General features: G+C 29.1%; 13 protein-coding genes and 1 other annotated feature. Of the genes, 6 read left to right on the top strand and 7 right to left on the bottom strand.

What is annotated here, in order from left to right; genetic code table 11:
- Window positions 1-70 precede the first annotated feature (70 nt).
- Entirely contained in the window at window positions 71-835 is a 765-nt protein-coding gene (gene pdaB / locus P4S50_RS03905; RefSeq protein ID WP_277733234.1) for a polysaccharide deacetylase family sporulation protein PdaB, read from the bottom strand.
- Between the two features lie 114 nt (window positions 836-949).
- Between pdaB and P4S50_RS03900 the strand changes: the two genes are divergently transcribed.
- The 3 genes from P4S50_RS03900 to P4S50_RS03890 all read left to right on the top strand — a co-directional run bounded on the left by P4S50_RS03900 (window position 950) and on the right by P4S50_RS03890 (window position 2,085).
- Complete coding sequence (locus P4S50_RS03900; RefSeq protein WP_277733233.1) at window positions 950-1,114, top strand: hypothetical protein; 165 nt, start codon at window positions 950-952, stop codon at window positions 1,112-1,114.
- Between the two features lie 111 nt (window positions 1,115-1,225).
- Window positions 1,226-1,432: an alpha/beta-type small acid-soluble spore protein gene (locus tag P4S50_RS03895; RefSeq protein WP_277733232.1), complete on the top strand. Its 207-nt coding sequence runs from the start codon at window positions 1,226-1,228 to the stop codon at window positions 1,430-1,432.
- A gap of 119 nt (window positions 1,433-1,551) precedes the next feature.
- Window positions 1,552-2,085: a DUF4364 family protein gene (locus P4S50_RS03890; RefSeq protein ID WP_277733230.1), complete on the top strand. Its 534-nt coding sequence runs from the start codon at window positions 1,552-1,554 to the stop codon at window positions 2,083-2,085.
- Between the two features lie 9 nt (window positions 2,086-2,094).
- On the opposite strand, the gene P4S50_RS03885 is transcribed toward P4S50_RS03890, so the two are convergent.
- Entirely contained in the window at window positions 2,095-2,961 is an 867-nt protein-coding gene (locus P4S50_RS03885; protein WP_277733229.1) for a YncE family protein, read from the bottom strand.
- A 152-nt stretch (window positions 2,962-3,113) separates the two neighbouring features.
- Between P4S50_RS03885 and P4S50_RS03880 the strand changes: the two genes are divergently transcribed.
- On the top strand, window positions 3,114-3,371 hold the full coding sequence (locus tag P4S50_RS03880) for a TIGR03905 family TSCPD domain-containing protein (protein ID WP_277733228.1): 258 nt from the start codon (window positions 3,114-3,116) through the stop codon (window positions 3,369-3,371).
- A gap of 13 nt (window positions 3,372-3,384) precedes the next feature.
- On the opposite strand, the gene P4S50_RS03875 is transcribed toward P4S50_RS03880, so the two are convergent.
- Both P4S50_RS03875 and P4S50_RS03870 read right to left on the bottom strand, forming a co-directional pair.
- Window positions 3,385-4,686: a bifunctional folylpolyglutamate synthase/dihydrofolate synthase gene (locus tag P4S50_RS03875; RefSeq protein ID WP_277733227.1), complete on the bottom strand. Its 1,302-nt coding sequence runs from the start codon at window positions 4,684-4,686 to the stop codon at window positions 3,385-3,387.
- Between the two features lie 123 nt (window positions 4,687-4,809).
- A complete protein-coding gene (locus P4S50_RS03870) occupies window positions 4,810-7,476 on the bottom strand; it encodes a valine--tRNA ligase (protein ID WP_277733226.1) in 2,667 nt (888 codons plus the stop codon).
- 61 nt (window positions 7,477-7,537) lie between these two features.
- Window positions 7,538-7,750 (bottom strand) — a binding site (T-box leader).
- Between the two features lie 211 nt (window positions 7,751-7,961).
- Here P4S50_RS03870 and P4S50_RS03865 point away from each other — a divergent pair.
- Window positions 7,962-8,852, top strand: coding sequence for a LysM peptidoglycan-binding domain-containing protein (locus P4S50_RS03865; RefSeq protein ID WP_277733225.1), 891 nt, complete (start codon window positions 7,962-7,964; stop codon window positions 8,850-8,852).
- A gap of 20 nt (window positions 8,853-8,872) precedes the next feature.
- On the opposite strand, the gene P4S50_RS03860 is transcribed toward P4S50_RS03865, so the two are convergent.
- From P4S50_RS03860 to P4S50_RS03850, 3 genes are all read right to left on the bottom strand, one after another.
- On the bottom strand, window positions 8,873-9,283 hold the full coding sequence (locus P4S50_RS03860; RefSeq protein WP_277733224.1) for an FMN-binding protein: 411 nt from the start codon (window positions 9,281-9,283) through the stop codon (window positions 8,873-8,875).
- A 12-nt stretch (window positions 9,284-9,295) separates the two neighbouring features.
- Complete coding sequence (locus tag P4S50_RS03855; protein WP_277733223.1) at window positions 9,296-10,180, bottom strand: FUSC family protein; 885 nt, start codon at window positions 10,178-10,180, stop codon at window positions 9,296-9,298.
- Window positions 10,181-10,255: 75 nt separating this feature from the next.
- On the bottom strand, window positions 10,256-10,621 hold the full coding sequence (locus tag P4S50_RS03850; RefSeq protein WP_277733221.1) for a hypothetical protein: 366 nt from the start codon (window positions 10,619-10,621) through the stop codon (window positions 10,256-10,258).
- Window positions 10,622-10,750: 129 nt separating this feature from the next.
- Here P4S50_RS03850 and P4S50_RS03845 point away from each other — a divergent pair, with 129 nt between their 5' ends.
- Window positions 10,751-11,758, top strand: coding sequence for an ABC transporter substrate-binding protein (locus P4S50_RS03845; protein WP_331489695.1), 1,008 nt, complete (start codon window positions 10,751-10,753; stop codon window positions 11,756-11,758).
- Window positions 11,759-12,435: the final 677 nt, after the last annotated feature.

Here is a 12,435-nt window from a genome sequence, read left to right as displayed (position 1 = left end):
AATGATGCTCATAAAAATAATGTTATATAACATTATTTTTATGAGCATCATTTTTATCTTAAAGTAAAATCTAATTATTCTTTTTTTGCCTTCCTGTAGAATCCATACTAAAGTTATCTTTATATATAAGTTCTGATATAGGAACTATTTCATATCCTTGTGATTTTAATTTTTCTAAAACCAAAGGTAAATATTCGCTTACATATTTAGCATTATTGTGAAAAAGTACTATGGAACCATTCTTTGTGTTTTTTACTACTCTGTCTACAACATGCTCAACTCCAATTTCTTTCCAATCAAGAGAATCTACATCCCATTGTATTGTATAGTAATTTAAGCTGGAAGCTGTATCTATCAAAGTATCATTGTAATCTCCAAAAGGAGGTCTAAAAACTACAGGTCTTTTTTTTGTTATTTTTTCTATTTTGTCAGATGTAGTTTCAAGTTCTTGTTTTATTTGTTCTTTGCTTAAAAGACTCATTTTAGGATGAGTACTTGAATGATTTCCAATTTCATGTCCTCTATCAGAAATTTCTTTTACTAAGTCTGGATGCTTATCCACCCAAAATCCAACAAGAAAAAAAGTCGTCTTAATATCATATTTATCTAGTGTATCTAGTATGTTTTTTGTATATGCATCTCCCCAAGCAGCATCAAAACTTATAGCTATTTTTTTTTCTTGTGTATCAACACAATAAATAGGAAGCTTTTTTTCTGGAATTTGAGCCATAGCATCTTTAATAACATAACAAGAACACACAAGTACAGTAGAACATATCGCAAGCAATACAATACTTAACAAAAATTTTCTTATAGAAATAACAATTACTTTCATACTTTCCTCCTTTAACATTATTGCTTTATAATTAATTATATTTTTTTATTTTTCAAAAAATTACTAGAAGATTTATTTTTTTTAATGGGAAAATTATTTTTAGGAGGTGATTTGATGTCTAATATTAGAAGTCATTATTCCAATTTGAATGGAAAAACAATAGAATCATCAAGAGAAACCTTAAAATTGGAGCCTAGACACTATCTACGAGAATCTCATTCTGTAAGAGAAACTGATACAAGAAAAAATATTAAGGTAAAAATGAATAAAAAATATTAATATCCATAAATTAACATAATATTTTTTCTGATAATGGTTAAATTAATATTACAACATCCCAAAGATGTTAATACTCAAAATTTCAAAGACATTAAAGAGGAGGAATATACTATGGCAAGCAGAAATTCTAAAGTAGTTCCAGAGGCAAAAGCAGCTTTAAATCAAATGAAATTAGAGACAGCAAATGAATTAGGTTTATCTAACTACGAAGGTATGGATAAAGGAAATTTAACTGCAAGACAAAATGGATATGTTGGTGGATACATGACTAAAAAGTTAGTTGAAATGGCAGAAAACCAAATGTCAGGAAAAAAATAAAAGCATAAAAATAAAAAGGATATCCGAAATTTAGGATATCCTTTTTATTTTTATGCTTTTATTTTTCTTGTAAATAGTTTAATATATATGTAGATATATTTTGCGGAGGATGATGTATTATGTTTGAAAACTCATCTGAAGAGTTAGCGGTTAATAAATTAGTTTTATTATATGTTTTAAAAAAAATAGAAATAGATTTAACTAATTCTCAGATTACTCAAGTTGTAATGGAAAACGAAATAATGAACTACTTTTCTCTTCAACAATTTTTATCAGAGCTTATTCAAGCTAAATTTTTAAAAACCTATAAAGAAGACTTTAAAGAATATTATTCACTTACTAAAAAAAGCATACAAACTCTTGAATATTTTATTTCTAGAATACCTTCTGATCTAAAAGAAAATTTAGATAAGTACATATCTACAAATAAGGAAAAAGTTCTAAAAGAGACTCAAGTTAAGTGTAATTATTCTAAGTTGTCAGACAATGAATTCATAGTAAATTTAAAAGTTATAGAAAATCAAATTCCACTTATAAATATAGATTTAAATGTAGCTTCTACTAAGCAAGCTAAGCTCATCTGTGATAATTGGAAAAAGAATGCGCCTAATTTATATGGAGATATTATACAGGTTTTAATACAAAAACCTTAAAAAAAGAGCCTATCTACATATTATAGTAGTAGGCTCTTTATCTGCATCTATACTTTTTATTATTTCTAAGGACTTAGTATCAAATACTTTTATAAGGTTATTTTTTACATCCGATACAAATAACTTACTTTCATCATTAGATACATCCATGCCCAAAGGTCTCCCATCTATATCAATACTTTTTATATTTTCATTAGTTTTATAGTTTAATACTTCTATACTTTTATTGCAAAAATCAGTTACATACATCTCTTTTTTTAAATAATTAAGGCTTATTTCTACAGGAAATTTAAATCCGCTCAGCACATCTAATATTTCAAATGTAAATCTATCTACTAATATAATACTTCCATTTTTAGTCACTATATATATTATATTTTCTTCTTTATTTATATTTAGATGCCATGGCGCCAGATTTAATTTTATTTTTTTTTCAATACTCTTAGTTGTAATATCTATTACAACTAACGAACCCAAACATGGAACGTATAATTTTTTTTGCTCTTTATCAATAATTATTCCATGAGGCATACTGTCTACACAAATAAGACCTACAGGATTGTTATTTTTAACATCTACTATATATATACTATTAGAATCTTCATTTGCTATATAAAGTTCTTTATTACAGTTCATTACAATCTGACTTAGATTCCCACCTATAGAAATAGAATCTATAACAGACTTATCCTTTATATTAATAACATATAATATACCATTAATTCCACTTGGAATATATATTTTTTCATCATTTTCATCAATACAGAAATGATGAATATACATGTTTTCATCTAAGCATATTTTATCTTCAACTTCTAACTTTTCATTTATAATAGATATACTATTTGACCCAAAATTAGAAACATATATTTTCAAATTATATCCCCCCCTTTCATTCACATTTTACCAAACTATTTATACTATAATAATATATTATGATTTACAGTATTGTGATACATTTTCATTGACTTTTTTTATATCATATACTATAGTAGGGTATAGTTATTAGATGACAAGGAGGACTATATATGTACGTTTTTAAAACTTCTGGGGTTTGTTCTAAAGAAATAAGATTCGAAATAGAAGACGATATAATCAAATCAGTAGAGTTCGTAGGAGGATGTCCAGGAAATTTAATCGGAATTAAATCTCTTGTAGAAGGTTCAACAGTAGATGAAGTAATTGAAAAATTAAAAGGGATCCCTTGTGGAGTAAAATCAACTTCATGCCCTGATCAATTCACTAAAGCTTTAGAACTATATAAAAAAAAGAGAAACGAACAATAATAAAAAAAGGTGATTAAAAATCACCTTTTTTAACTATACTTCTAATATCTCCTATCATATATAATGATCCTGCACATATTATAACTGAATTCTCATTAGTTTTTTGGGTAGCTAATTCCACAGCTTTTTCTATATCATCACAACTTGTACACTCTTTATTCAAACTATTTACTATTGCTTTTAACTCATCCGATTTCATAGCCCTAGGATTATTTGGTTTTGTTGTAATTACATTTTTACATCTAGGTATTAATATCTCACAAACAGTTCTTACATCCTTATCTTTTAGCATACCCAATACCAAAGTTATATCTCTATCTCCCATATAAGCATCTATTGTATTACATAAAGATTTAACTCCATCTTCATTATGAGCTCCATCAATTATAAATAAAGGATTTTTTCCTAAAACCTCAATCCTACCAGCCCACTTAGTATTTTTAATACCTTCATAAATGCTCTGATCACTTATTTCAAAATCGTATTTATCATTCAATATTTTAATTACATTAATGGCAACTATTGCATTGTTAACTTGATGTTTTCCTATCAACTGTATTTCTAAGTTATCATACACATCATCTTTAACCTTACAATTAAAAACCTGTCCCAAAACATCCATCTTAGTAATCTCTTTATCTTGTATATTAGCTATAGTAAGTGTACAGTTTTTCTCATTAACTATATTTTTTATAACAGATTCAGCCTCTTTACTTTGAGGATACATAATAACTTCACAATTATCTTTTATTATTCCACCTTTTTCATAAGCGATTTTTTCCAAAGTATCACCTAAATAATCAGTATGATCTATACTAATAGGAGTTATAACATTTATTAACGGCTTTTTAATAACATTTGTAGCATCAAATCGTCCACCCATTCCAACTTCTAGTACAACAAAGTCTACATTTTGTTCTTTATAATAATAAAAAGCTATAGCAGTTACTATTTCAAATTCAGTAGGATGATTAAATCCGCTTTCAACCATATCATCAACCTTAGTTTTCACTATATTAGTAACCCTTGCTAGCTCTTCTTCTTCTATATTTTCAGAGTTAATTCTTATCCTTTCAGTAAAAGATTCTAAATAAGGAGAAGTATATAACCCAACCTTATAGCCCCCACTAATAAGCATAGAATTTATAAATGAACAAGTAGATCCTTTTCCATTCGTTCCAGCAACATGGATTATATTCAAATCATCCTGAGGATTATCAAGCAAGCTTAAAAGCTTAGTTATATTATCAAGACCTAATACCCTTCCAAACTTATAAGTACCATGTATGTATTCTAGTGCTTCGTTATAATTCATCTAAATCCCCCATTCCCAACTTTTTTCTTTTAGTATACCATTTATTATACTTTAGTTGTTCTATTTTTTTATACAAAATAAATATCCAAGCTCAAAATGAACTTGGATATTTTTTAATAAACCCTATTTTAATTTACCCTGTAAGTTTTCCAATCTTTCAACTACAGTTTTCATCATTTCTTCATACTTATCTTTCTTAGCTTTTTCTTCTTCTATTAAAGCTTCTGGTGCTTTAGCTAAGAAACCTTGATTAGATAATTTTCCAGATACTCTTTTTAATTCCCCTTCAATCTTTGATTTTTCTTTTTGAAGTCTTTCTATTTCTTTTTCAAAATCAACTAATTCATCAAGAGGTATATAAATTTGAGCTCCTTCTATTACAGTCGACATAGCATCTTCAGGAATTCCAACTTTATCTTTTAGTATTTCAACTTCTGATGCAGATGCTAAAGTCTTAAAGTATTCTTTTCCTTCTTCTATAGTAGCTATTTTATCATTAGATGCAACTATCATAAGCTTAGCTTTTTTAGAAGGTATAACATTCATTTCAGCTCTTATATTTCTTACATTTCTTATAGCTTCCATTATTAAGCTCATTTTTTCTTCTTCTTCCTTCATACTGTCTTCTTCTTTATATTTAGGCCAAGAAGCTAAAACTATACTTCCATCTACAGTCGGTAAATATTGATATATCTCCTCAGTTATAAATGGCATGTATGGATGAAGAAGCTTTAATACATTTTCAAGTACATAAGTTAAAGTGTATAAAGCAGATTTTTTAGCAGCTAAATCTTCTCCATAAAGTCTCGGTTTAACCATTTCTATATACCAGTCACAGTACTCTGACCATGTGAAATCATAAACCTTTTGAATAGCCATTCCAAGTTCAAATTTTTCCATATTATCAGTTACTTCTTTAGCTAATTCGTTAACTCTTGATATAACCCACTTATCTGCAAGAGTTAAATCTTTCTCAACAGATTCTCTATTTAAACCTTCTACTAAATCTTCACTTAAGTTCATAAATACAAATCTTGATGCATTCCAAAGCTTATTAGCAAAGTTTCTAGCTGATTCTACTCTTTCCATATAGAATCTCATATCATTTCCAGGAGTATTTCCAGTAGCAAGAGTGAATCTTAATGCATCAGCTCCATACTTCTCTATTACTTCAAGTGGATCTATTCCATTTCCTAAAGATTTACTCATCTTTCTTCCTTCAGAATCCCTAACAAGTCCATGTATTAAAACATGCTTAAATGGAATTTCATCCATACAGTAAAGTCCTGAGAATACCATTCTTATAACCCAGAAGAATATAATATCGTATCCTGTAACTAAAACATCAGTCTTATAGAAGAAATCTAGTTCCTTAGTCTTGTTAGGCCATCCAAGTGTAGAGAAAGGCCATAAAGCTGATGAAAACCAAGTATCTAGTACATCTTCATCTTGCTTTAAGTTAGTAGAGTTACACTTAGGACACTTATCAGGTGCTTCTTTTGAAACAATAGCCTCTTCACAATCTTGACAATAATAAGCTGGTATTCTATGTCCCCACCATAATTGTCTTGATATACACCAATCTCTTATATTCTCTAACCAGTGATAATAAATTTTGTTAAATCTTTCTGGAACAAGTTTTATCTGTCCACTCTTAACAGCATCTATTGCAGGTCCTGCAAGCTCGTCCATCTTAACAAACCATTGCTTTGATACCATAGGTTCAATTATTGTATTACATCTATAACAATGTCCTACATTGTGAGTATGCTCTTTTATATGAACTAAGTAGCCTTCTTTATCTAAATCTTCAACAAGAACTTTTCTACACTCATATCTGTCCATACCTTCATATTTACCAGCTTTAGAGTTCATAGTTCCGTCTTCATTCATAACTACTATTTTTTCAAGATTATGTCTTTCTCCAATTTCAAAGTCATTAGGGTCATGCGCTGGAGTTATCTTAACAGCTCCTGTTCCAAATTCCATTTCAACATAATCATCTGCAATTATAGGAATTTCTCTTCCTACTAAAGGTAATATAAGATTTTTTCCTACTAAATCCTTGTATCTTTCATCTTCTGGATTAACCGCAACAGCAGTATCTCCAAGTATAGTTTCTGGTCTTGTAGTTGCTATTTCTAATAACTTATCAGAATCCTTAACTTGGTATTTAACATGATAGAAATGTCCTCCATGCTCTTCATGCTCAACCTCTGCGTCTGATAAAGATGTTTTACAATCAGGGCACCAGTTTATTATTCTATTTCCTCTATATATATGACCATCATTGTATAATTTAACAAAAAATTCAGTGACAGCTTTATTGCATCCCTCATCCATAGTAAATCTTTCTTTTTCCCAGTCACAAGAATCTCCAAGCTTTTGCATTTGCTCAACTATTCTTCTTCCGTATATATTTCTCCATTCCCAGGCTCTTTCTAAGAACCCTTCTCTTCCTATCTCATACTTACTTTTGCCTTCATCTTTTTTTATTTTTTCAACAACCTTAACCTCTGTGGCAATACTTGCATGGTCAGTTCCAGGTTGCCATAAAGTAGCATAACCATCCATTCTCTTCCATCTAACAAGTATATCTTGAAGTGTATGGTCAAGTGCATGTCCCATATGTAGTTGTCCTGTTATATTAGGTGGAGGAAGCATTATTGAGTAAGATTTCTTAGTCTCATCAACTTCTCCTTTGAAATATCCTTTCTCTAACCAACCACTATAAAGTCTTTCCTCAAACTCTTTAGGATCGTAATTTTTAGGTAAATTTTTGATTTCCATATTAAAGCCTCCTATATTTAAAGTATTAATTATCTATAAATAAAAAAGAGCCTTTCATCCTTAAAAGGACGAAAAGCTCGCGGTACCACCTTATTTTCAGAATAAATCTGACTCTCATTCTTATTAACGACGATATGCCGTCTAGATCTACTATTAGTTCAATCTAGAAGCTCCAAAGCTACCTTCCAAAAGCTCATTCCTAAAAAACCTTTCAGCCAAGGGTCTCTCTCTCTAACGGCGAAACTTTTGTACTCCTCTTTTTCACAGCTTATATATATTTAACTTAATCATTTTAGTATATTATATATTTTTTTGAAATTTTGTCAACATCATTATTATATCATTTAATTAAATATTTATTCAAGTTTGTTGAAATTACACGATTTTAAAATTAAAAATTTATTGAAAATTATGTTATTTGTGGAACCACATTTTTTCAACCTGAATAATATAGATTATATCCAAATTGGAAAGGAGATAAAAATATGCTTTATTACGTAAAAAGATTTGATACACTTCAAAAAATAGCAAATAGATTCAATGTATCTGAGCAATCTATAATTAAAGCTAATGTAATTTGCGATCCCGATTATCTAACACCTAACACACCACTAATAATCCCTGATTCAGATGTAGACCTGCCAAAATCACAAGGTCAACCACCTTATTATATAGTTCAATTCAGAGATACTTTTTTATGTTTATCTAAAGAATTTAACACCACAGTTAACAATCTAGTTTATATGAATAGATTGAATCCTAATATGATTCCTACAGGTTATGAAATTCTTATAGGTAATTACCTTCAAAGTCCAGATGAATTAAGTAAATTATGGGAAGATACAGGAAATAACAAATGCGATGAATTATCAGAAGATCAAGTTCATAATATATACTATAACGGCTCTTTTGTATGGCAAGCTTTAGGCCAACAATCTATACCTTATCTAATAGAACTATTAAATAATCCTTGTGATATCGTTAAATACTACTCTATAGTGAGTCTTGGGCGAATAGGTTCTAACAACACCAAGGTAATAAGCGAACTCAGAAAATTAGTAAATAATGAAAATGAATTAATCTCAAATGCAGCTGGGTGGGCATTACTTAGAATAGGTCTTGTAACAGACCATTCAAAAAGAATGCATGTTACAACAACAGAAAGTAGAATATACGATAGCCCAGATTTAAATTCTAGTTCATTTGCAGTTCCCGCTGGAAGCCCTATAATGTCTTTAAATTGGTCAATCCCAAGCCCTACAAATGAAAAAAATGTATTTGGAGAAACTCAATTATACGATAGAGTTAGATTCTTCACTACAGGTCAAGATGGTTATTTGCCTAGAGTTGGATTTAATGAAATTAATGCTATATAAGGTTATAACCTTATATAGCATTAATTTTTAGCCTCTTCTAAAGCCCTTTGAACTGCTATCTTCCAGTTATCAGTAGTCACTGTAGCTCCAGCAATAGAATCAACCTCATATGTTTGCTTTTCAATCATTTCATCTTTCATGCTAGTTCTATATTCTTTTAAGTTTGGGAATACATTTCCATCCACTTCTTGTCCAGTCCACATATTATAATCTACTTCATTTCCATCTGTATCTAACCTTTTTAAATCTATATCTTTTATCTTATCATCTTGAATAGTTACAATAGCCTTTTCACTTCCATATTCCCATTTATCTGCTGAAGCTTCATAAACACCATTTTTATATGTACTTTCTACATCGCTATCTTTAGCACATCCAGCAAATGTAATCACACTTAACCCTAAAGCCACAATGCAAGCTATTTTTTTCATAATAATCACTCCCTAGTTATGTATTTTAACTTCACTATTAAAATATATTACATCCTCATCATATCCGTCAATGCTTTTGATTATTTTTCTCATATGATAATTGTATACAGTGTCATTTTCCCTGTTCTTTTGACATTTCGTCCTATCAAACCTACCATATATATTAACAAGTTCCATATAATTGATATTATTCAGTGTGTAAACTCCATCCATATCATCTATAATTCTCAAATGCATACATGCTATATTATACTTTTTTATTATTGACTTAAACCTTTTCACTTCTAATTCATTTTTAGAATTAATATGAATATTATTTATAAGCTTTTCAATTTTAGCTATACTATCTTCAATATTTTTCAAATCAATATTCAAGCCATTAATAACTTTATCCTGTAATAACTTGTTTAAATCACTTCTAATTATAATAAGCTCGTCCTCTATCTTATTATAATCAACTATAGGTTTTATGAAATAATTGACTAAAACAGCAATTGTAATACCTATAAATGTATCAACTATTCTATTTAGTCCGTAAAAAACAGGATCTCGCCCATCTAAATTAGTCATAATTACACAAAATACAATACCAGCTATACTCACAGACTTATTCCATCCAAATAGATTACACATATATATAACTACCGTTATACCTATCCCTATAGCAATTATACTGCTTGGATTTATAAAATAGAATATAACGCCTACCATAGCCCCAAGTATAGTTCCAAGCATTCTATTTCTTCCGACTTTGAAAGATTCCCCTATCGTTGTTTGCATAGATATAATTGCGGCTATTGCTGCATAAAAAGGATATTCCATATTTAAAAAACGAGAAATAGCAACAGATAATGACACAGCTATTGCAGTTTTTATGTTTCTCATACCAATCCTCATAAAATCCCTCCTTAACTACATTATACATTAATATTCTCTAGATAAAAAAAAACTTGGCGTATAATCGCCAAGTTTTTAGTAATAATCGCGTCTTCTTCTTCTCCTTCTTCTTCTTTGAGGTCTATATCTTCTTCTATCTAAAAGTTCTCTAAGTAATAATATAGTTATTATATCTCTTCCATATCTTCTTCTATTTCTAGTTAAGTCTTCGTCTTCATCTTCTTCATATCTAAATAAACAACTTTTGGTACACGCTTCGTATATATTATCAACAATTTTTTCTATTTTCTTTTGACTCGGAAACGGATTCATATCTTGATTCTGTTCTAAATCATATTTCTCACAGTAATCATATACATAAGGATATACTTCATGATATATTGCAGGATATGATTTTTTAGCCTTATTATAACAATAATTCATATAATAATAGTTATACATAGTCTCACCCCTTCGTATTATACTATGTATATTCATCCCCTTTCGTTATAATTTTTTTATTTGTAACTATTATTTTTATAATGAATATATTAAAAATACAACCAATCTTATATTAAGGGGTGATATATTATGAATATACGCAAAAATTGGGCACTAGTATTATCCTCGATAATGATATTAATGCTAGTTACCGTAGGTTGTTCAAATAATAATTTGACTAAAATAACACTTGCAGAGGTTACTCATTCAACATTCTATGCTCCTCAGTATGTGGCTCTTTCAGAAGGCTTTTTTAAAGAAGAAGGTTTAGATGTTGAAATAATAAACACAAAAGGTGCTGATAAAACCATGGCAGCTCTTCTCTCAAACGAAGCTGATATCGGTCTTATGGGTCCAGAGGCTTCTATTTATGTCTATAATCAAGGAAAAGAAGATTATGCCATAAACTTTGCTCAACTAACTCAAAGAGATGGTAGTTTTTTAATAGGAAGAGAAAAAGATGATAACTTTACATTTGATAAATTAAAAGGAAAAAGCATATTAGGTGGAAGAAAAGGCGGAGTTCCAGAAATGACACTTGAATATGTTCTTAAAAAGAATAAACTTAATTTAGAAAAAGATGTTAATGTAAGAACAGATATACAATTTGGTGTAATGGCCGGAGCATTCACAAGCGGAACAGGAGATTACGTAACACTATTTGAACCAGTAGCTTCTTCTTTAGAAAAAGAAGGTAAAGGATATATAGTAGCCTCTATAGGTAAAGAATCTGGTTACCTTCCATATACATGTTACAGCGCTAAGAAATCTTATATAGAAAATAACTCAGATATAATTCAAAAATTTACAAATGCCATATATAAAAGTCAACAATGGTTAAAAACTCACTCTTCAGAAGAAATAGCTCGCTCTATATCATCTGAATTTCCAGAAACAGATATAGAAGATTTGACTGTAGTTGTTGATAGATATAAATCACAAGATACTTGGTCAGAAACTCCCCTTTTAAAAGAAGATAGTTTAAATCACTTAATGGATATAATAGATCTAGCTGGTGAGCTAGATAAAAGAGCTCCATACGATAAGATAGTAACTACTGAATTTTCTCAAAATGCTGTAGATAATTTAGGTAAATAATTATATAAAATAAAGAAATTCATGTTCTTAATCACAAAATGAAGGGCATTAAAATACCGCTTATGCGTTAAATATTTTTAATAAAACTAAACATTACATCTTATTGAACATCCTAAAAGTTCTAAACTCCCTAACGGTCAAACAACGAACTTCCTTAACGGATATTCAAACACTGTAATGAAAGTTTTATACAAAAATATTTAAATCATTCGCTAACATTTTAATACCCTTCATTTTGTAAGTATAATTCTTAAATTTTAAATATATTTAATAAATAGTTTTTCCTTTTATAAATGAGGTAAGATTAATTTTCTCTCATATGAATTAATAAAAAATTCGTCTACTCGCTAACGCGGTGACTCATGTCGCCAACGATCCTTACAGGCTCCGTTGCTCAAAAATAATTGCAAGTACAGCCTTTTAAATAAGTTATTCGCAAAACAAAAAATGATATAACTTCCTTAAGAATAAAAAACTGTCTATGGAAATGTTAGTGAATTCTTTCAGATATTTTGACTAATACAACTAAGGTTTTGTCTTATTAATAATCTTACCCCATTTTTAAAAATTTTCTTCATACCAGCTTATGGTTTATATATCCAATAAATATTCACAGACTCCCTAGATTAAAAATCATATGCTCTACTACTATATCTACACTAAAAAAGATGGTTATT

The organism is Tepidibacter hydrothermalis (assembly GCF_029542625.1).
GTDB lineage: Bacteria > Bacillota > Clostridia > Peptostreptococcales > Peptostreptococcaceae > Tepidibacter_A > Tepidibacter_A hydrothermalis.
This window is presented reverse-complemented; position numbering and strand designations above follow the sequence as displayed.

Coding starts and splice junctions, on each gene's coding strand:
- P4S50_RS03855 (WP_277733223.1), bottom strand. CDS start 10,180: ATGAGGATTGGTATGAGAAACATAAAAACTGCAATAGCTGTGTCATTA.
- P4S50_RS03880 (WP_277733228.1), top strand. CDS start 3,114: ATGTACGTTTTTAAAACTTCTGGGGTTTGTTCTAAAGAAATAAGATTC.
- P4S50_RS03845 (WP_331489695.1), top strand. CDS start 10,751: ATGAATATACGCAAAAATTGGGCACTAGTATTATCCTCGATAATGATA.
- P4S50_RS03875 (WP_277733227.1), bottom strand. CDS start 4,686: ATGAATTATAACGAAGCACTAGAATACATACATGGTACTTATAAGTTT.
- P4S50_RS03900 (WP_277733233.1), top strand. CDS start 950: ATGTCTAATATTAGAAGTCATTATTCCAATTTGAATGGAAAAACAATA.
- P4S50_RS03890 (WP_277733230.1), top strand. CDS start 1,552: ATGTTTGAAAACTCATCTGAAGAGTTAGCGGTTAATAAATTAGTTTTA.
- P4S50_RS03850 (WP_277733221.1), bottom strand. CDS start 10,621: ATGTATAACTATTATTATATGAATTATTGTTATAATAAGGCTAAAAAA.
- P4S50_RS03895 (WP_277733232.1), top strand. CDS start 1,226: ATGGCAAGCAGAAATTCTAAAGTAGTTCCAGAGGCAAAAGCAGCTTTA.
- P4S50_RS03865 (WP_277733225.1), top strand. CDS start 7,962: ATGCTTTATTACGTAAAAAGATTTGATACACTTCAAAAAATAGCAAAT.
- pdaB (WP_277733234.1), bottom strand. CDS start 835: ATGAAAGTAATTGTTATTTCTATAAGAAAATTTTTGTTAAGTATTGTA.
- P4S50_RS03860 (WP_277733224.1), bottom strand. CDS start 9,283: ATGAAAAAAATAGCTTGCATTGTGGCTTTAGGGTTAAGTGTGATTACA.
- P4S50_RS03870 (WP_277733226.1), bottom strand. CDS start 7,476: ATGGAAATCAAAAATTTACCTAAAAATTACGATCCTAAAGAGTTTGAG.